General features: G+C 45.0%; 18 protein-coding genes. 7 read left to right on the forward strand and 11 right to left on the reverse strand.

What is annotated here, in order from left to right; translation table 11 throughout:
* Window positions 1-216: 216 nt before the first annotated feature.
* Genes B2U56_RS04035 through B2U56_RS09795 form a run of 3 tightly spaced genes read right to left on the reverse strand, consistent with a single transcriptional unit; the run spans window position 217 to window position 2,433 of the window.
* Window positions 217-801 carry a DUF6305 family protein gene (locus tag B2U56_RS04035; protein WP_286952504.1) on the reverse strand — a complete coding sequence of 195 codons (585 nt, stop codon included), beginning with the start codon at window positions 799-801 and terminating at the stop codon, window positions 217-219.
* Window positions 802-820: 19 nt separating this feature from the next.
* The gene (locus tag B2U56_RS04040) at window positions 821-1,948 is read right to left on the reverse strand and encodes a dipeptidase (RefSeq protein WP_349679260.1); all 1,128 of its coding nucleotides are present in this window, start codon (window positions 1,946-1,948) and stop codon (window positions 821-823) included.
* Window positions 1,843-2,433 carry a C69 family dipeptidase gene (locus B2U56_RS09795; RefSeq protein WP_333593315.1) on the reverse strand — a complete coding sequence of 197 codons (591 nt, stop codon included), beginning with the start codon at window positions 2,431-2,433 and terminating at the stop codon, window positions 1,843-1,845. The genes B2U56_RS04040 and B2U56_RS09795 overlap by 106 nt, the downstream gene beginning before the upstream one ends.
* A 322-nt stretch (window positions 2,434-2,755) precedes the next feature.
* Between B2U56_RS09795 and rpoD the strand changes: the two genes are divergently transcribed.
* The 4 genes from rpoD (at window position 2,756) to B2U56_RS04060 (ending at window position 6,806) form a co-directional block, all read left to right on the forward strand.
* Entirely contained in the window at window positions 2,756-3,889 is a 1,134-nt protein-coding gene (gene rpoD, locus B2U56_RS04045; protein ID WP_273015006.1) for an RNA polymerase sigma factor RpoD, read from the forward strand.
* A 77-nt stretch (window positions 3,890-3,966) separates the two neighbouring features.
* Entirely contained in the window at window positions 3,967-4,242 is a 276-nt protein-coding gene (locus B2U56_RS04050; RefSeq protein ID WP_286952506.1) for a PQ-loop domain-containing transporter, read from the forward strand.
* A 23-nt stretch (window positions 4,243-4,265) separates the two neighbouring features.
* On the forward strand, window positions 4,266-6,437 hold the full coding sequence (locus B2U56_RS04055; RefSeq protein WP_286952508.1) for a PAS domain S-box protein: 2,172 nt from the start codon (window positions 4,266-4,268) through the stop codon (window positions 6,435-6,437).
* Window positions 6,438-6,452: 15 nt separating this feature from the next.
* Window positions 6,453-6,806, forward strand: a complete 354-nt coding sequence (locus tag B2U56_RS04060) for a cupin domain-containing protein (RefSeq protein ID WP_286952510.1) — start codon at window positions 6,453-6,455, stop codon at window positions 6,804-6,806.
* A 76-nt stretch (window positions 6,807-6,882) separates the two neighbouring features.
* Here the strand turns inward: B2U56_RS04060 and B2U56_RS04065 are convergent, their stop codons facing one another.
* Window positions 6,883-7,056 (reverse strand): DUF362 domain-containing protein, encoded by a 174-nt coding sequence (locus tag B2U56_RS04065; RefSeq protein WP_013049002.1) that lies wholly within the window; start codon window positions 7,054-7,056, stop codon window positions 6,883-6,885.
* 84 nt (window positions 7,057-7,140) lie between these two features.
* Window positions 7,141-8,151: an NAD(P)H-dependent glycerol-3-phosphate dehydrogenase gene (locus B2U56_RS04070; RefSeq protein WP_286952512.1), complete on the reverse strand. Its 1,011-nt coding sequence runs from the start codon at window positions 8,149-8,151 to the stop codon at window positions 7,141-7,143.
* Window positions 8,152-8,256: 105 nt separating this feature from the next.
* Here B2U56_RS04070 and B2U56_RS04075 point away from each other — a divergent pair, with 105 nt between their 5' ends.
* Window positions 8,257-10,641: a diguanylate cyclase gene (locus tag B2U56_RS04075; protein ID WP_286952514.1), complete on the forward strand. Its 2,385-nt coding sequence runs from the start codon at window positions 8,257-8,259 to the stop codon at window positions 10,639-10,641.
* Window positions 10,642-10,762: 121 nt separating this feature from the next.
* Here the strand turns inward: B2U56_RS04075 and typA are convergent, their stop codons facing one another.
* The gene (typA, locus tag B2U56_RS04080; RefSeq protein WP_013048999.1) at window positions 10,763-12,628 is read right to left on the reverse strand and encodes a translational GTPase TypA; all 1,866 of its coding nucleotides are present in this window, start codon (window positions 12,626-12,628) and stop codon (window positions 10,763-10,765) included.
* Between the two features lie 569 nt (window positions 12,629-13,197).
* On the opposite strand from typA, the gene prxU reads away from it, so the two are divergent.
* Complete coding sequence (gene prxU, locus B2U56_RS04085; RefSeq protein WP_013048998.1) at window positions 13,198-13,920, forward strand: thioredoxin-dependent peroxiredoxin; 723 nt, start codon at window positions 13,198-13,200, stop codon at window positions 13,918-13,920.
* 416 nt (window positions 13,921-14,336) lie between these two features.
* Here prxU and B2U56_RS04090 read toward each other — a convergent pair whose 3' ends face one another.
* From B2U56_RS04090 to B2U56_RS04100, 3 genes are read right to left on the reverse strand one after another with little or no spacing between them, the layout of a single operon-like run.
* Window positions 14,337-15,041, reverse strand: coding sequence for a cytochrome c biogenesis CcdA family protein (locus B2U56_RS04090; protein ID WP_013048997.1), 705 nt, complete (start codon window positions 15,039-15,041; stop codon window positions 14,337-14,339).
* A 14-nt stretch (window positions 15,042-15,055) separates the two neighbouring features.
* Window positions 15,056-15,289, reverse strand: coding sequence for a thioredoxin family protein (locus B2U56_RS04095; protein WP_041459380.1), 234 nt, complete (start codon window positions 15,287-15,289; stop codon window positions 15,056-15,058).
* 15 nt (window positions 15,290-15,304) lie between these two features.
* Window positions 15,305-15,466: a hypothetical protein gene (locus tag B2U56_RS04100; RefSeq protein ID WP_169302821.1), complete on the reverse strand. Its 162-nt coding sequence runs from the start codon at window positions 15,464-15,466 to the stop codon at window positions 15,305-15,307.
* A gap of 157 nt (window positions 15,467-15,623) precedes the next feature.
* Between B2U56_RS04100 and B2U56_RS04105 the strand changes: the two genes are divergently transcribed.
* The gene (locus tag B2U56_RS04105; RefSeq protein WP_013048995.1) at window positions 15,624-16,808 is read left to right on the forward strand and encodes a M20 metallopeptidase family protein; all 1,185 of its coding nucleotides are present in this window, start codon (window positions 15,624-15,626) and stop codon (window positions 16,806-16,808) included.
* 18 nt (window positions 16,809-16,826) lie between these two features.
* Here the strand turns inward: B2U56_RS04105 and B2U56_RS04110 are convergent, their stop codons facing one another.
* Together B2U56_RS04110 and larB are read right to left on the reverse strand one after the other, a co-directional pair.
* Entirely contained in the window at window positions 16,827-18,047 is a 1,221-nt protein-coding gene (locus B2U56_RS04110) for an HD domain-containing protein (RefSeq protein WP_286952517.1), read from the reverse strand.
* 132 nt (window positions 18,048-18,179) lie between these two features.
* On the reverse strand, window positions 18,180-18,935 hold the full coding sequence (gene larB / locus B2U56_RS04115; protein ID WP_041459675.1) for a nickel pincer cofactor biosynthesis protein LarB: 756 nt from the start codon (window positions 18,933-18,935) through the stop codon (window positions 18,180-18,182).
* Window positions 18,936-18,948: the final 13 nt, after the last annotated feature.

Raw genomic sequence — 18,948 nt, forward strand, 5'->3', positions numbered from 1 at the left:
ACGCGGAGCATTACAGAGTGGGCAGCCGCTCCCGCAAGAGCGGCAACGAACATGGAAAGCTCCGTGCTCAGCTTCATGGCCTTCGGGAGAAAGAAGGCCACGGCAATTACAAGTAAAATCACTTCTGCATGTATAAACATGAGGTCATTTCCTTTCTCGTTCTCTTGTCTAGATAAGACGGCCCCCGATTTCACACAACCGGGGGCCGTCTGACTGTTACTTGTTCAATTCTTTCAGGCTTGATCCAATGGAAAGAGCGTCCTTTGCTTCAATAAGGGGCTTGTCATTGTCCTGCGCGAGCTTCGTGAAGTAACCGTCCGGGTTGCTGCCGGCTACGATGAGCATGGCGTCGCCGAGGGGCATTATTTCATCTATGGAAGCCTGGTCAGCGCTGTCTGTCCGCCGGGCCATTCCTTCCACGTGGGCTGTAATGACAACCATGCCCTCAGCTTTGGCGGCTTCTATGAGTTCTTTGCAGCGGGCTATTTCTTTTTCAACATTTGTCCCCGCCGCTCCCATTCCCTTGCCGCTTGTTCCAGTGGTGACGATGAGGGTCTTATACCCTTTCCCGGCGAGATCGCTAGTGGTCATAGTATTGTTGCTTTCCACAGGGGTTATTTGAGATTGCATAAGAGACATTTTTACCATGACGGCGCCCGGACTCTGTCCACAGGTTGTTACAATAACAGGAGGTTCAACGGTGGGCATTTCCGCTGCTATTAAAGCCCCAGCAATAGCAAAAAACATAGCGACAAGACATAGTATCGTCATATATAGGACTCTTTTAGGGGGTATTTTCATGAAATTCTCCCTCCTCTGGTTATTTTTTCTTGTTGTTATTATATGCGGATATTAACTGCCAGTTGAGGTCCCACCATGCTTTCTCTGCTTTTTTCATACAGCTTTGCGTATACTCTGTTACATACTTTTGAGCTGCAGCAGGGTCATTTTTAGCGAGGTCAAGGGCTTTCTCATCAATATCAGCCAGCTCCTTGAAAAAAGCTTCTTCAAGAGGCGTTCTGACCTTCACCAGATCTTGTATGGCTTCCTGATAACGATGGTTAACGAGATCATCGGCTAATATAAAAGCCCATTGGGCAGAACCGAGACTAAAAGCATTACGGTCAAAAACACGCCAGCTCCCAAGGGTTTCTAAAACCCCCGAATAGATTGGGACATAACAGGTAGTATGAGGGTTGTCGTATCCAAACCAGAGCACAGTTCGAACAGGAGCCGGATAACCGGAACGAGCCTGAGAAACAAAACTGTAGGCACAGTCCCATTTTGCTACAGGGCGATTGTATGGAATCTTCAGGAGAGTGCGAAGGTTTTTAGTAACAAAGGGAGTGGCAAGGGGGCTTTTGACCATCTTATCGCCTTCCGGTACCAACCAGACTGCTTCGGCTGACATGTCAAAGGGTGTTCCTTCCATATGACTTCGTAAAAATGTCATTACATCTTGAACAGATAATTTTTTCTGGGGTTTTATGGCGAAGGGATATGACATGGTTTCTGCGTAGGGATCCCATTCCCGGGTCGGGTCGAGTTGACTGTATATGGTGTAGAGACGGTTGCGGATCCACATGGAGGAAAGGGACCAATCATCGTTTCCGGTGAGGGGAGAGTAGGCCAGCTGCCAGATAAAGGGTTTTCCGCTCGCTGGATCGTACCATCCGAGATCAATGGCTGGCTGCATGTAATCCTTAGAGGCCATAAAGTTCGCCGTATCATTGATGTCCACTTCTCGGATGCGGCTCATGTTGGGAACGACAACGACACAATCATCGGGAACTCTTTGAGCAACCCATACTGCCCCGGGCTTCCCGCTCTCTGGTGTCCACATCATTCCCGAGCTTCGAATCTCAAAGATCCATGCCTCTTCAGAATCTGTAATTGTAAGGCATTCTCCCTCACTTCCGCAGGAAGGAAACCATATTTTTCCCCTAATTCGCCGATGACCTTAATTGCCTCTCGAGCTGTTTTTGCCCTTTGCAGGGCGAAAACTTCAAGCTGTTCAATAGTCATAATAGCTTTAGCATCGGGGCGGAATGTCTTTAATTCATCCTTTTGTCCAATGGTTGTCTCTCCAATGGCGACTCCATGTTCATTCATAAAGGGGTACCCTACGTGGAAGTATGTATAAGTTTCTTCAACTTGTGGTATTTCACCGATTTTTTTGGGCTCGTAGTCTTCTTCCATAATAATGTTCCAAAACACGTCAGCTTTAGTTCCCGCTGGGTGTTTTTTGCCAGGAATTGTGCGAACCCTTGCATCGTAAAAAGCACCGTCAGCTGTATGACAGGTCATAACGGAGCCGTCTGCGGAAGCATTTTTGCCCACAACAATATCTGTGCAACTCTGGGCGGGAAAAGAAGCAACCACAAGGATAAAAATGGAGAAAAGTACCCATTTTGACCACTTTCTGAAACTCATCACTATTCATCTCCTCTCTTATTTGGGGACATAGGAGGTATATAAGAGCAGATTTGGTGAGAATTACGATATGATTTTTAGAAGAGGATGTTAATTAGGTTAAATTAACATTGATTTTAGTGCTCTTTATTATACACCAATCCAAATTTTTTGGGCAGATATGATATAATATACATGTATTTTAATTTTCAAAAATTCCTTTAGAAAGAGATCAGGCAACAGTGTATAAGTGTTGGCCTGTTCTTTTTTTGCGCTTTATTGCTTGGGGAAGAGTATGTATAATATCGCTATGTGATAAAACCAGAGGAGGATAATTCTCTTTATGGAGAGCAAAAATAAGCAGACCAAAAGAGACGCTACAAGAGAAGAGCTTGCCACCTACATGGGGAAAGTTCGTGATCTCATCCAGGAGGGCCAGACCAAGGGATTTGTGACTCAGAAAGATATTGAGAAATTTATTCCTGTTGAGTTCTGGAGTGCAGATGTTCTTGAAGACGTTGTTTCAAACCTTATGGAAATGGGAATTGAAGTGACCGAAGAAGAGGGCAAGGAAAGAGCTCAGCACATTGCGGAGGAAGAAGCTCTTGCTCAGCCTGCCGATGGAGAAATCGGGAAGCTGGATGATATCCCTTTGACAGATCCTGTCCGTATGTACTTGAGAGAGATCGGGAAGGTGCCCCTTCTTGAGCCGGCACAGGAAGTGGAGCTTGCAAAGCGAGTGGAGGCAGGGGAAGAAGAGGCAAAGCAACAAATAATAGATGCCAATCTTCGCCTGGTGGTAAGTATTGCCAAAAAATATATAGGACGGGGAATGCTGTTCCTTGATTTGATTCAGGAAGGAAATTTAGGTCTTATCAGGGCTGTTGAGAAATTTGATTATAGAAAGGGCTTTAAATTCAGCACCTATGCAACATGGTGGATACGCCAGGCAATAACCAGAGCAATTGCAGACCAGGCCAGAACGATCCGAGTACCTGTCCACATGGTGGAAACGATTAATAAAATGGTGAGGGTGTCAAGGCAGCTTGTTCAAAAACTTGGTCGAGAACCTTCAGATGAAGAAATTGCGGCAGAAATGGAAATAGAACCGTCTAAAGTAGAGGAGATCAGGCGTATCGCCCAGTTGCCGGTGTCACTTGAAACTCCAATTGGTGAAGAGGAAGACAGCCAGCTTGGAGATTTTATTGAAGACAGGGATTTGCCCAGCCCGGAAGAAGCGGCAGCAAGCCATTTGCTGCATGAGCAGATAGACGAAATGCTTGAAGCCCTTTCAGAGAGGGAACGGGAAGTTCTTCAGTATCGCTTTGGCTTGGAAGATGGCCGTTCCTATACCCTTGAAGAGGTGGGCAAGCGTTTCGGCGTTACACGGGAACGGATTCGCCAAATAGAAGCAAAAGCCTTGCGAAAACTGCGACACCCTAGCCGTAGTAAAAAATTAAGAGATTTTCTTGATTGATATCTATATAAACAACGCTTAAAGACGCGCCTCGAGGCGCGTCTTTTTTGAGCATTTATGCCAAGGAGGGAATATAAGTGGTTATTGGTAAACTTTTCGAAGCTCTTATGGTGATTTGTTTTGGACTTGCATGGCCGGCATCTATTTATAAGTCATGGAAATCAAGAAGTACTGGCGGTAAAAGTCTGTCTTTTTTAATTATCATTTTAATAGGGTATGCTGCAGGGATTCTTCATGTTATCCTAGACTATGATGGGTTCAACTGGATTATTATTTTATACGGTATGAATGCTATGATGGTGGGAATTGATACCTGTTTGTATTTCAGGAACAAAAGGCTTGAAACTCGATAATATAAGATAAGCAGAGGTGCTTTATGATTGAGTTAGAGCAGAAACTTTCGCAAAAAGAATTGATGCTTCTTGTTGGGGAAGGTTTGGAAAAAGATCCAGCTCTGGAGCGCGTTCTTTTAGAGCGGGATTATTCTATGATCGCTGTTTCTGATCTCGAAGATGCTTCGATAGTGATAAAGCGAAAGCCTCCCTTTGTAACGTTCGTAAAGCTCTCCCTTGTTACAGACCAGAAAAAATTAGCCCTGCTCAAAGGTCCTGAGGATTTTTCCTTCGGAAGAGTTGTTTTCATCGTAGATCTCTTTAGTGATGAGGCCTATCTTTTGGCACGGGAGATCAAAAGCAGCATTTTTATCTTCCCCCCTTTCGATGGCGAAAAATTACGCTCGCTTTTGAGCACATTGCATCCTGAGAATAAAAACCCCCTGCCTGTCCCTCGCAAAAGTACTCTTAAGAAGAATACTGGTGATATCATACCTATAGCACAATGGACACAGGATTTTTCCGCACAAAAGAAGTTTTTAGAAGAAAACATCCCTTTGAAGGCAGAAAAGAATGTACAGGCCTTTTTACTTGAAAACCACCGCCTTCTCCATGCATGCACAGCCCTTACACGTATTTTAGAGGCAGATAGGAGCACCCTTGACTTCTTTTGCGTTTCGTCCCCGGAAGCTCTTCAGGTTCTTTTTCAAGACTCTTTTTCCAGCAAAAATGCCCATTTTTTTGCGACCCAGTATGAGGCTCTCTTTGAAGAGAAAAATTTTTTTCAAAAAAAGATTTTGCTTAACCTCACCGGTAGGTCTACCGAATCCCAAATTCTTGTAAGATGGTCAACACCTTTCGATTCAACAGTTTACTCGACTGTCAATGTAGTGGCCCTTGATATTTCCATCATTTGTCAAAATCTTAGAGAATTGGAACTTCAGAAGGAAAAATTTGAGAAAATTTTTCAAAGTTCCCCTGCCGGAATAGTCATTTCGGATCCCTCGCTGAAAACCCTTGAGGTAAACAACGCTTTTGTAAAAATGTTTGGGTTTGCCTCTAAAGATGAAGTTATGGGACAATTTCTTGGGGATCTCGTTATACCGCCTAAATATCACGCCCAGTTTCTTTCCATATGTCGAATGGCCCTTGATGGAAAAAGGGTTTTTATAGAAACCCAGCGTCGTCGAAAAGACGGCCGAATAATCGATGTTTTTTTAAATAGCTCCCCTTTGGAAATGCCTGGCGGCATTGCTGCTATCTGCTTTCTCTATACCGATATTTCTGAGAGAAAAAGGGAAGAGATGCTTTTAAAACGAAAACTGAAAATAGAACAGATGGTTTCTGAAATTTCGGCGGATATTTTGAATTACCCCTCGCTAGAGAGTGCTTTGAGGGGTGCTCTTCCTAAAATGGCGTCATACATCACAGCTGACCGCGTGAGCCACGTGGTTGTGAGGAAAGGAGCCATGCGTTACTCATCAGAATGGTGCCGCCACAATGTTTCCTCTTTAAAAGCTTTGTATGAAGGTGAACGGGAAGCTCTGCCCCTTCAGGAGGATCCCTGGTTCTGTGCAAATCTTGAAACCGGAGACGCTTTTAATATAGAATTTGATGAAAATGCTGGACTAGCAGAAGAAACCATGGCCATACAAAACTTTATGAGCCAGCATAAAATAGGCTCCTTTCTAGTGATCCCTTACCGTTTTAGGGGAGAGGTGGATGGTTTTATAGCTTTTGAAAAAATTAAAAGTTCTTTCAATTGGACTAATGAGGAAATAGGCCTTTTCAACCTTTTTTCAGAGATGCTCTCCAGCCTTAAGGATAGAGATGCGGCCTACGAAATGCTTCGTCAGGATAGAGAAAAGTATCGCCTTCTTTTTTGGCAGATCAGTGAGCCTTTTATGGCCTTTGACATCATATACGACGAGTTTGGAACCCCATCTGACGTGCGCTTTGTGGAGTTAAATGAACAGGCTAAACGTTTTTTAAAAAAGCATGGATACGATGAAGTGCTGGGCCGTTCTTTTCTTGAGGTCTTTCCTGGAGCCGAGGATGTTTTCAAAGAGAAATTGAATGATGTCATAGCGAAGGAAGAACCCCAAACTTTAAGCTTTTACAATGATTTTTTTAATTGTTCAATGACTATTAGTTATTTCATTCCCCATAAGGAACAGCTCGTTCTTCTTGTTTCTCACACACAGAAAGAGTCATAAAAAGGAGGAATAAAAGTGATCATTTGCAAAGATCGGCAACAGAAGCTGAAGAAAGATAACCCTTCCGGAGGCACTGGTTCTCTCCATTGTTTGTATGCTATCCCAAAGGGAGAAGGTTTTTCTGGAAGCTCCTTTTCTATGATTGGAACCATGACCCTTGAACCGGGGGCTTCCATTGGAGCCCATCTGCATGAAAATGACGAGGAGTGCTTCGTTATTTTGTCAGGGGAAGGACTTTACGAAGAAAATGACGGGACATTGCATAAAGTTTGCGCTGGGGACGTGACCCTGACCTTCCGTGGAGAGAGACACGGCTTGAGCAATACAGGTAAAGATCCCCTTGTTTTTATCGCTATGATCGTTCAATAAGGGAGTAAAAAAGGAGAATCCATTCATGGATTCTCCTATATCCTGCAATTCTATGTGTAATAGACAGGTTCCAGTTTTACTGGGAAATGGCGTTTACCGGGCAGACTGAAACGCAGCTTCCGCACTCAATGCAGGTATCGGCATCAACTTCTGCTTTGCCATCTACCATAGATATAGCTTCCACAGGGCAAGCACCTACACAGGTTTCGCATCCAACGCATGCATCTTTATCAACGACTGCTTTTGCCATTATGTATACCCCCTCTGTTAATTGATATTAGCTTCACAGAGCGGATTATATAATACTTTAATAACGGAGGCAACTCGAAGGCCCTTATGACCAGAAAATAGCAGGTGGATATTCTGGCTTGGGGTCTCGGGTGAGAAGATTCTCAAGTTCCTCCTTCGGAGAAGTACCCTCGTATAATAGTCGATACACAGAGTCGGCTATAGGGAGTTCAACGTCGTACTCACGAGCCAGATGCACTATGGCCCGAACAGTAAAAGCACCTTCGGCAACCTGTCCAAGTATCTTTTTGGCTTCTTCCAGGTTCTTGCCTTCTCCAAGCAGTTTCCCCAGCCTGAAGTTTCTGGAGTGAAAACTATAGCAGGTAACAACCAGATCCCCAACGCCAGCAAGGCCTGCCAGGGTGAGGGGGTGGGCTCCCATTTTTGCTCCAAGTCTCATGATTTCAGCAAGCCCCCGGCTTACAAGGGCCGCTGTAGCATTATCCCCGAGGTTCATTGCTTTAGCAATTCCAGAAGCAATGGCTATAATGTTTTTTACGGCTCCTCCTATTTCTACACCGGCTACATCGTTGCCAGTGTAGACCCTGAACCGCGGCGAATTAAAGAGCCTCTGCCAGTATTGGCAGGTTTCAAAAGAAGATGAAGCCACAATCGTCGCAGTGGGGAAGCCTCTGACAACTTCTTCTGCGTGGCTTGGACCTGAAAGGACGGCGTAGAATGTATCTGGGAAAAAATCCTTTGAAATTTGGCTGATACACTTCAATGTTTCAATTTCAATCCCTTTAGCTACATTGCAAAGGGATATAGGGGGGGTAAATTCTTTCAAAGAGGTGAAAAGAGTGCGAATTGCCTGGGTAGGTACGGCAACAACCCAATTTTTAGAATATGTCGCAGCTTCATCTAATTGCCACGTTGCATAAATACCAGCGGCCAGGGGTATGTCTTTTAAATAATCAGGGTTCATTCTTTTTGAGTTGATGAATTCAGCTTGTTCTTGCCGACGGCACCAGAGGCAGACCTGATGCCCATTGCTGGCCAGAACATGGGCCAGGGCGGTTCCCCAGCTTCCGGCGCCGAAAACAGAAAGAGTTGTCATGTTGCATTCCTCCTTTTAAAATGTAAACAAAAATCATATTCTCTAACTACCTTTTTCATTTAATGTTACAATGATAAATAAAAATACTACCTTGGGGGTAGTCTCTTGAAAGATTGGTTAGGCAGTATTCTTTTCCTCCTTGTTTCAGCCGCTGGATTTTTCTTTGGTAAGGAACTAGGCTGCGGAATCTATCTTTTCCCAGCGACCCTCCTTGTGTTTCTTCTCGTTTTTTCCATATATGGGACAAAAAGAGCGAACGGAATTATGCTTTTATTTGCTTCTGTTTTAGTCCCTGCCCATATTATTTTTTTCCATTTCCCCCTGAAGATAGCTCTTCCATTATATGTCATGATCTTTGCTGTGTACTGTCTTTCGGAATTCCTTCGGCGCCAATCCGCAAAAGAAATGGCGGTCTTCCTTGACTACATTAAGCAGGCTGGCTCTGCCTCAACAATAGAAAAGGTGTGTGTTCCGGCATTGGATCTTATTAAGCGCCTCATGCCGGATAGCGCTCCTGCCGTTGCCCTTTATGACAAAAAAAGAAATCTTTTTCAGATATTAAGCGCTCACGATGAATATACAGGAGAAGGAGTGAATCCTGACGGAACAATTCCATTCGAGAACCATGTCTATTCGAGGGTTTTTGTTTCAGGAAAGCCTCTGATCGTAGATGATATTCGATCTCACCCTCCTTACGTAGAAGGGACGCCTGGCGCCCGATCCGGTTTGGTGGTTCCTATCGTCTGGAGAGATCAGAAAAGCGGAGTGATTGTTGTTGAATCGAGGAAACTGGCCCGATTTTCATCCACAGATCTTCGTGGTCTTCAGTTTTTTGCAGTAATTTTAGGTGAGATTTTAACCCATTTGCAGGTGGAACAGAAATTGGAAGCCAATGTCGCAGAGCTGAAACGGACCAATGAGGCTTTCAGTTCTACACAGAAAGCCCTTTCCAATGCTCTTGACGTGTCGCGGGAACAGAAAGCCAACCTGGAGGTTTTGCTTAAAAAGTTTAGAGACCTTTTTGATATTGTGCAGGGGATGTCCCTTTGTCGTTCTGCGGAAGAGCTTTTCCCCCTTGTATCCTGGCAGCTTTCCCAGAGGCTTGGGTATAAAAATGTATACGTTTTTTCTAGAGAGAGTTTTTCGAAGGAAATAACGCTGCAGACATGGGTGGGAAAACTTCCCGAGGAATTAAAGGATTTGAAAGGACTAGAAAAGGGTATATTGCTTCATGTTCTCGAAACAGGGGAGCCTTATCTTGCGACAGATGTTTCAAAGGATCCTCTCTATTTGAATCTTGACAGTGATGTGCGTTGCCAGTTGATAGTTCCTGTTATTTCAAGTAACGGCTTGTGGGGAGCCATAGCAGTAGATGATGATGTGATAGGCGGCATAACCAATCAGGATCAGGAGTTTTTGGGAGTTATAGCGGCACATATGGCACTTGAGCTTGAAAACAAAGAATCCTTCGCCCGTCTTAACGTGGAAGTGAACCGCCTCAGGACCCTTCTCGACATCGTACAATCTTTTTCAGTAGAGAGGTCCGATTTTGAACAGGTGGCACCCCATATAGTGCAGATGTTGACATCAGTTTTCAATTATGAAAAAGTATCCATTTTTAGAGTGGAGAAGAAAGCAGACGCATCTTTTTTCCTCAGAGCCCTGGCTTCCAACTTTGTAAGTATGGCAGATCTGGACGAGTACTCGCAGAAACTTTACGAGAATGGCGGCGGGCTTGTGATCAGGTGCGCTGAAAGGGGGGAGATCATTAATACGCCCAACCTGGCGGCTTCTTCCTATTATGTAAATCTTTCTTCAAAGAGCACCACTTCCCAGCTGGATATTCCGATTCTTTTCGGCGGGGAGGTTTTCGCCGTCATTTCTATGGAAAAAAATAGTCCCTTTGTTAAAAGTGACGAAGGTTTCTTCATGATCCTCTCAAAGCATCTTGCTGCCCTTGTGGCAGTACAGACGGCCATGGAAGAAACAAAAAGGAAAGCCCTTATCGATGATTTGACCCAGCTCTGGAACAGGCGGTTCCTTTCCATGCGTATAGCGGAAGAGCAATCTCGCCACGAACGTTTCGGGGATCCTGCCAGTATGGTTATGATAGATATGGCTAATTTTAAACTGATTAACGATACCTATGGACACCTTGTCGGAGACAAGGTGTTGAAGTCATTTGCCTCTCTTTTAAGTGAGTGTGTGAGGGCTGGTGACATAGCTGGCCGATTTGGCGGCGATGAATTCCTTTTGATACTGCCGGGGACTGTTCAGAAGCAGGCTTTTCATCTTGTTAAGCGGTTGCAAAGCAGTCTTGAAGCTCTTCGTGTGGAAGGAGTGCTCCATAATATTTCAGCTGATTTTGGAGTGGCCACTGTTCCGGAAGACGCGTCTTCTCTTCATGAAGCTTTGAAGATTGCTGACGATAGGATGTACCAGAGTAAAGTAGAAAGAAGACGGCGGCAGGAAGAAAACAAAGGAACTTAGCGTGGCTAGACTCCTTTAAGGGCGGCTCTTCACCATGGCGCAGAAAATAAGGTGCATTGAAGGATCGAGTAAAAAGCCCCCCTCAGATCTTTATTTCTGAAGGGGGTTTCCTTTTGTATTTTTAGCTTGCTTTTTTTGTGGATTTTCTTCGTTCCTGATAATCAAGAACAGCTTTTCTCATTCTTACAGATTGGGGTGTTACTTCCACTAGCTCTTCTTCTGCAATCCACTCCATTGCTTTCTCAAGGGACATTTTACGAGGGACATCCAGCTTGGTTGTCAAGTCTTTTGTCGCTGAGCGGTGGTTCGTAGCCTGCTTCTTTTTAGTTGGGTTGCAGGGCATATCTCCGGGGCGCGAATTTTCTCCCACGATCATTCCCTCATAAACAAGCTCTCCCGGTTCTATGAAAAGGGTTCCCCGTTCCTGGAGGTTCTCAAGCTGGTAACTTGTCGCTTCTCCAGTATCAAGGCTGACGAGGCTTCCTCGATTGCGTGGGGATATGGTGCCGACCCATGGGCCATATCCGGCAAATACGGTATTCATAATGCCAAGGCCTCTCGTGTCTGTAAGAAATTCTCCCCGATACCCAATAAGTCCCCGAGTAGGAATCTGAAAAGAGAGCCGTACGAGACCTGTTTGGGTATTATCCATAGAGACGAGTCGAGCTTTTCTTCGGGAGAGTTTTTCGAATACTACTCCCTGATATTCCTCTGGGACATCAATAGTGAGGTCTTCCATGGGCTCAAATGTTCGTCCATCTTCTTCCCTGGTAATGACTTCCGGTTTGGATACGCAAAATTCGAGACCTTCCCGTCTCATTTCCTCGATGAGAATGGAAAGATGAAGCTCTCCTCGTCCTGACACCTTTACTCCGTCAGGACGCCCAATATCCTCTACCCGAAGAGCGACATTGACATGTTTTTCTCTTTCAAGGCGGGCTTTTAATTGACGCAGAGTAATAGGTTGTCCTTCCTGCCCTGAAAAAGGTCCGGTATTGACCAAAAAGAACATAGATACGGTAGGTTCCTCTATGGCCAGGGGAGGGAGGGTCTTCCCTTCAAGCTCTGGCGAGCAGAAGGTGTCTCCGATGTTGATCTCCTGGGGGCCGGAGATCCAGACGATATCCCCTGCCGATATTTCTTCCACTTCCTGACGCTCTAGTCCTCGCGTAACCCACATTTTTACAGAGCGGGTCTGTTCTTCATCGCAAATCTCCCATTCTTCTCCTCTGAGATTGGGCTTTTTCCATTTTGTGGAGTAACGGATAAAATTTTCACCTTTACGAAGGGTTCCCTGAAGTACTTTACCGCACCCGATTCGCCCAGTGTACTCATTCCACGCAAGGGTACTTACCTGCATGAGAAAGGGAGCATGTAGGTTCACCTTTGGAGCAGGCACATACTCAGCAATAGTTTCGAAGAGGTGCTTCATTCCTTCATGGGCATATTTATTCAGATCTCTGACAGCCCATCCATCCAGGCCTGATCCGTAAAGAACAGGGAAATCCAGCTGCTCTTCTGCGGCTCCTAATTCTATAAAGAGGTCAAAGGTCTGATTTAACGCAGACATGGGGTTGGCGTGAGGGCGGTCCACTTTGTTGATAAAGACAATAGGACGCAGCCCCATGGCCAGAGCTCTCATGAGTACATATCGTGTCTGGGGCATGGGCCCTTCGTTGGCATCGACGAGCAGAAGGACAGAATCAACTGTTGAGAGGACGCGTTCCACTTCTCCAGAAAAGTCAGCGTGTCCCGGAGTGTCTATAATGTTTATCAAATATCCATTCCATTCGACAGTACAATGCTTGGCCCTTATGGTGATGCCTCGCTCTCTTTCAAGTTCATTGCTATCCATAACGCGTTCTTCTATATGGGCCCCTTTTCTAAAGATTTGTGCGGCCTTAAAAATAGAATCGATCAGCGTGGTCTTCCCATGATCAATATGGGCTATAATTGCCAGATTGCGAATTTTTTCAGCTTGAACCATCTATAACAACTCCCTAAAGTATACAGTTTTCTGAAAATAATCAGAAACAAACAAATATTTTACGCCAAATTTCTAAAAACAGCAACCGTAAGAAGCAAATGTTGCCATTTAGACAATATCTCTCTTTGACTGTCTTTTATTTTGTTGTTTAAAGTTTATAAATGAGAAACAAAAGTGGGAATATGAAAATCGCTTCGCAGGCTTTATGCTGGAATAATTGTCAACTGAGTCTGGAATCTATTAATGCCTTGAGCTCTTCCCATGAAGGAATTCCTTCGTAGATTTTCTCTCCTTCCAATATCCATATCGGGACATTGCACCTAATATTATAACGGATATTGTCAATAAATGATTAAGATGTTTCGTGGATTTACCATGGAGACCTCGATTTTATCTCCATAGGATTCTCGTATTTGAAAAATGGGAAATGCCAGAAATGAACGCTGTCGGTAAGAGAAGTGGCAGAGAATTGCAGATAGATCATATCTTTTTGTTATAAAAAGAATTCTTCTAAATAGCCTTTGATTATTGTGATATTATTAAAGAGATTTTTGAGAGGAGGGGAGTAAATGACAGAAAAAAAGAGCGGCTGCACTGTACCTATAGCAAAAATCGAGAAACAGGAATCTCAGAAAGAACAAGTTGAAGCAAAATCCTCACAGAAGGAGGAGGGTAAAATGACCATTATGGTAGGAAGAAAAGCTCCTGACTTCACAGCTCCAGCCTATTATAAAGGAACTTTTACGACCGTTACATTGTCTGATTTCGCAGGCAAATGGGTTTTGCTATGTTTCTATCCAGGAGATTTTACTTTCGTCTGAGCTACTGAAGTGTCAGCAGTTGCTGACAGATATGAAGAAATTAATGGCCTTGGCGTAGAAGTTATTTCCGTAAGTGTGGACAGCCAGTTTGTTCATAAAGTATGGAATGACACAGAGCTTTCGAAAATGGCGGAAGGCGGAGTTCCCTTCCATATGGCTTCAGATGGTGGCGGAAACATAGGGAGCGCCTACGGAGTATATGATTCCGTAGCCGGGGTAGATGTGCGGGGCCGTTTCATTATTGATCCGGACGGCGTTATACAGGCCATGGAGGTTCTTACTCCACCCGTGGGGCGCAATGTAGACGAAATGATTAGGCAAATAAAAGCCTTTCAACTTGTAAGAGAGACTGGTGGATCCCAAGTTACCCCGTCTGGCTGGCAGCCTGGCGGCAAAGTTCTTGAACCAGGTATAGAGCTCGTGGCAAAGGTCTGGCAAAAATGGAATCCACGTGACGTTTACAAGAAGTAATTTGAGTAATAAGGAAGAGCAGAGAAGTAAAGGGGTGCAGTGATCAGCACCCCTTTTATTTTGCCCCCACAGCGTGTAGCGCAAGTGTAATAATTCAAAAATATGCGATAATTACAGTTTTTGCGATCTTTGCCTAGTCTATAGGCTATTTCTTGCCCCTTAGAGCTCCAGGAGAAGCCGTGGAGCTTTTGCGCGTTGCCACAAAGGGGAATAGAATAAAGATGCTTAAAGGATCGGCGAAGGAGGGGATGGGAAAATAAGTGTAATGGAACCTTCTACGTACGAACAACTGAATAGAAGTCGACCTCAGGAAGAAATTCCTGATATATTCCCGGTAGGGAAAGGTTTTCGACGGAATGGTCGAAATGCCAGAAAGTGAAGAGGGGCGCAGAGTAAAATGAGCGTCCCTCTTGGTTTTATTGGGGAACTGTGTATATAAAATAAAGACCAGCCAGGAGAATGAGAACGCCGCAAATGTTATTAACGATAGTGAGCCCTTTTGAGTGTTCATCCCATTGAAGAAATTTAGAAACGAAATCTGCTGATGTTCCGGCAATAACGATGACAGAGCAGTGTCCCAGAGCATAAAACACCACTAGTGAGAGAGCGAAAACTAAATTGACAGCGGCAGTTTTTATGGTTAAGGCCAGCAGAGGGGCTACATAGGCAAAACTACAAGGGCCGAGGGCCAGGCCAGAGACAATTCCAAGAATAAGAGCTCCTGAAAGTCCTCTGTTTTTGCCCGCCTTAATCTCTTTTTGTCCAAACCAGGGAATTTGAATGACTTTGAGAAGGTGGAGGCCGATGAGAAAGAAGACACAGGCCACAATGTAGTTTGTATATTTGCCAATATCTGTCATTAAAATTCCCGTGGAGGTAAGCACCATGCCAACAAGGGCAAGATTAACGAATATTCCACTGGAAAAGGCCAGGGAGATTGTAAAAGCACTAGCACTTTTTTCAGTTCGGGTGCTTTCGATATACCCCACCACAAGGGGAATGGTCACCAAGTTGCAAGGACTTAAGAGTATGCTGAAAACGCCCCATACAAAAGCTGCTGTCAAGGCCAATCCGCTAGAAGCATGGAGGCTGCTGTAAATTGACTCAAATATTTGCTGCATGTTGGCCTCCTCGCCTACTTTGATGTCAGAGTTATTCCATACTCTTCCAATTTTATAATAATCTCTTCCAAAGACAGGTAGCCTACTTCTTTCCCTAAGATGTTACCATTCCCATCTTCAAAAACCAGGGTAGGAACATATCTGACCTCATATTTTTGAGCTAACTCTGAATTTTGCATTACATCTACCCTTTCCACGCGAACCTGATCACCATATTGAGCAGAAAAATCGTCCAAAACTTTGGACATCTGAACACACGCTGGTCAGCCTGCCGCACTAAGATCTATAATGACTGGCAGGGCTGTAGGCGCTTCTGCTATGATCACATTGTGCTCCTTTTGTTGTCTTCCGTTTTCCCGTATGTAAAATGTTCCTCCAATTGCTAGAAGGAGTATTGTAATGATAATAACATTTCGCATTTTCACAGAATATGCACCTCCGTTTTTATGATCTTGATTATACGGGACTTTGGGTACCCGTCAAGGGTATATGATCCCTATTGTAGTCTTTTTTACCGCAAAAATTTGATATGATACCGTAAAAAAGATAATTAATGTTCTTGGAACGGGTGGGAGGCTGGCCATGAGCTTTAAAGAACTGAATTCTTTAGCGCTGGAAAAGAAAGAATATCTTATTGCGTTACGTCGTAGGATCCACGAAAATCCGGAGCTGGACTTTAATTGTGAAAATACGGCAAGGCTTGTCGAGAAGGAACTCGATGACCTTGATATCCGCCACTTCCGAGTGGCGGGAACGGGTGTCGTTGGCGTGCTTCAAGGGGGTAATGGAGGCAAAACCGTAGCCTTTCGGGCGGATATGGATGCTTTGCCGGTTTATGAGGCCACAAAGGCTGTCTATGCTTCAAAAGTAGAAGGACGAATGCATGCGTGTGGACATGATGTTCATACTGCCTCTCTTCTTGGAACAGCATCCCTTCTTGCGGCCATGAGAGAAAAATTCAGTGGAACTGTGAAGTTCTTTTTTCAGCCTGCCGAAGAAACAAATGGCGGAGCTCTCCCCATGATAGAAGAGAAAATAATGGAGGCCCCAAAGGTGGATGCGGTCTTTAGTCTTCATTGTGATCCTGGGTTGGAAGCTGGAACCATTGGCATTGGCTACGGTAAGTTCAGGGCCGCTTCTGATATGTTCCATATAGTTATCCATGGTTCAGGGAGTCATGGAGCTGAGCCCCACAGGGGGATTGATGCGGTGGCTGTAGGATCAGAGATGGTAGGCGCCCTTCAGCACATAGTGAGTCGGCGTACTTCTCCTTTTGACCCTGTGGTGGTTACTGTAGGTTCTTTTCACGCCGGAACGGCAGGAAATATTATTGCGGACAGAGCTGAGATGAGGGGTATTATCCGAACAATGGATCCCGATACCCGGCTCTTTGTTAGAGCGCTCCTGCGCCGTGTCGCCCAGAATATTCCTGATGCTCTGGGTGCTATAGGAGAGATCTCTTTTACAGAAGGGTATCCTAGCCTTGTGAATGATGAGGATATGACACACCTGGTAGCGGCGTGTGGGCGAGAATTGTTGGGGGACGACAGGGTCCACGTGATGAAAGAGCCTAACATGGGAGTTGATGATTTTGCCTATTTTCTTCAAAAAGCGCCGGGATCATATTTTCTTTTAGGTACGGGCAACACAGAAAAGGGATTGGTTCATCCCCTGCACAGCCCTTTTTTCGATGTAGATGAAGCCTGCTTGCCAGTGGGATCAGCGCTAATGGCAGCAGTGGCTCTTCGTTTTCTTGAAGGTAGATAGAATAGTGGCAAAAAAGGATTACCAGAAGAAATCAAAGAGCATTCCCACAGGAAAACCGTAAAGCTTTTTATTGGCGTATCGTGCATAGAGTTTTCGTTTGGCTTCATCCAATGCCGGGGATGTAATGCCTGTCCGCATGGAAAGAGAGGCCTCTACAAAGGCAGAGAACTTATCGCATGCTTCGATAACTCTGCCGTCTATAGGGTTTTGCTCATCATTGTTCAGGGTTTCTTCTATTTCTTCAGACTGAAGAATCTGGGGAGATGAGTTATCTGCGGGCCAAATGCGATTTAAGAATTCATCTTCTGTAAAATAGCGAATCTCCCTTCGCCATTCAAAGGGAATCAAGGGGTAAACTTTTTCTTCCATGGCCTGACGTTCGTATTCCTTAATAAGGTCATCAAGTCCCTCCACTGAGTTTTTTACGGGAGAAATAATATCACGGGTGAGAACCTCTGGAAGGTCGTGGAAAAGCCCACCGAAGAAATCATTGTAGCTTCGCCTGGGACAGGCTCCTATTTCCAGGGCTATAAAATATGAAAGGATAGCAACTATAAGCAGGTGTCCCAGAACAGATGTTTCCGGGATCCTGGGGGTTTGAGCCCAGCGTTTTTGAAAACGCAGCTGCCCCACAAGAGCAATAAAACCATAGATCCCCTTTTCTGTATCAGGGAGTTCACGGTTCATTAACATAGTCTGTACCGCGCCGAGTTCGCGGTGTTCTTCTATTTGCCTGTTTATTTCGTCCTTTGTAGCGTCTATGCCGTAAAGAGGGCGGCTCCATTCGTAAATATAGTCAAATTCCCACTTTGTTGCGAGATAATGGGCTGCCCGCAGTATTTTACGCTCCCGGTTAGAATCGGGATCTGTCAGAAAGTAGTGGCTGAAACGGTTGAAAAGAGCGGGGGAAAGGGCTTCCAGATCGTTTTGCAACCGTTCCACAACCCATAAGTTCAATTTATCCCGTTCTTTTTTATGGGCCATCAGTTTATGGAAAACAGGTGGTTTTATGTCGGTGAGGATAACTCGGTGGAGAAATTCAAAGATACCTCCCTCGATCAAGGATTGCCAATGAAGAGATTTTCCACGATCCTCTTCATGTCGAGCAATAACATAAGCGATGATCATTTTATGGGCCTGTTTTGCCAGCTCTGTAAATTGAACGGGCCGAGGGTGATCGTTCCACCTTTCAATGCTTGCGGCAGCAAATATTTTTTCGATAAGTGACCTGCTGATCATACAGGCGCCACTCCTCCCCATAGAATCATTCATTAATCTTCTGTCCTTCGAATTATAACACTTCGCAGAAGCCTGTTCTTCTCCCCCCTCCCTCTCTTTTCAAGTTTGTCAATTTCTTGCTCCGGAATCAAGTCAGTTGGTGGACTGAAGTACAATTCGCCCGGCGAGATATCCAGCTCCGAGGCCGTTGTCTATATTGACTACCGAAACGCCGGTGGCACAGGAGTTGAGCATGGTTAGCAGGGGAGCTACCCCGCTAAGGTTGGCTCCGTAACCGGTGCTGGTTGGCACTCCTATAACCGGACAGGAAACGAGGCCTGCCAGGACGCTGGGGAGAGCCCCTTCCATTCCTGCCACAGCGACTATTGCCAGGGAGGACTGAAGGGTTTCAATATGGGCAAGCAGACGATGGAGTCCCGCGATGCCGATGTCGTACAGTCGTTTTGGGGCGCACCCCATATATTCTGCTGTTACTGCCGCTTCTTCTGCGACGGGGATGTCGCTGCTTCCTGCGCTGACCACTGTGAGGCCTGTAACAGTTGTTTGTGTTTCCCGGCGTTTTATGCCGATCATCTTGGCCTTTTCGTGGTAGTATGCATCGTGAAGTATAGAGAGAACTACCTCATATTGATGGGGCGCGGCTCGGGAAAAAAGAACATTTTCTTTTGTATTTGCAAGAGCGCGGGCAATATTCTCAAGCTGTTCATCACTTTTGCCTGGACAATATACGATTTCAGCGAAACCCTTACGGAGGGCGCGATGGGTGTCTAGTTTTACCTCTCCCAGATCCTGAAAAGGCAAACTCTTTATTTTCTGGATAAACTGGTCTGTGTCGAGAGTGCCGTCTATCAATTGACGAGTTAGTTTCTTGAGTTCTTGATCATCCATTTTAATCACCAAA

Source organism: Aminobacterium sp. UBA4987 (genome assembly GCF_002396985.1).
GTDB lineage: Bacteria > Synergistota > Synergistia > Synergistales > Aminobacteriaceae > Aminobacterium > Aminobacterium colombiense.

Bases quoted from the DNA above. Each gene is read 5' to 3' on its own strand.
- B2U56_RS04035 (WP_286952504.1), bottom strand. From the start codon at position 801: ATGAAAATACCCCCTAAAAGAGTCCTATATATGACGATACTATGTCTT.
- B2U56_RS09795 (WP_333593315.1), bottom strand. From the start codon at position 2,433: ATGAGTTTCAGAAAGTGGTCAAAATGGGTACTTTTCTCCATTTTTATC.
- rpoD (WP_273015006.1), top strand. From the start codon at position 2,756: ATGGAGAGCAAAAATAAGCAGACCAAAAGAGACGCTACAAGAGAAGAG.
- B2U56_RS04055 (WP_286952508.1), top strand. From the start codon at position 4,266: ATGATTGAGTTAGAGCAGAAACTTTCGCAAAAAGAATTGATGCTTCTT.
- B2U56_RS04065 (WP_013049002.1), bottom strand. From the start codon at position 7,056: ATGGCAAAAGCAGTCGTTGATAAAGATGCATGCGTTGGATGCGAAACC.
- B2U56_RS04070 (WP_286952512.1), bottom strand. From the start codon at position 8,151: ATGACAACTCTTTCTGTTTTCGGCGCCGGAAGCTGGGGAACCGCCCTG.
- typA (WP_013048999.1), bottom strand. From the start codon at position 12,628: ATGGTTCAAGCTGAAAAAATTCGCAATCTGGCAATTATAGCCCATATT.
- B2U56_RS04090 (WP_013048997.1), bottom strand. From the start codon at position 15,041: ATGCAGCAAATATTTGAGTCAATTTACAGCAGCCTCCATGCTTCTAGC.
- B2U56_RS04095 (WP_041459380.1), bottom strand. From the start codon at position 15,289: ATGTCCAAAGTTTTGGACGATTTTTCTGCTCAATATGGTGATCAGGTT.
- B2U56_RS04105 (WP_013048995.1), top strand. From the start codon at position 15,624: ATGAGCTTTAAAGAACTGAATTCTTTAGCGCTGGAAAAGAAAGAATAT.
- B2U56_RS04110 (WP_286952517.1), bottom strand. From the start codon at position 18,047: ATGATCAGCAGGTCACTTATCGAAAAAATATTTGCTGCCGCAAGCATT.
- larB (WP_041459675.1), bottom strand. From the start codon at position 18,935: ATGGATGATCAAGAACTCAAGAAACTAACTCGTCAATTGATAGACGGC.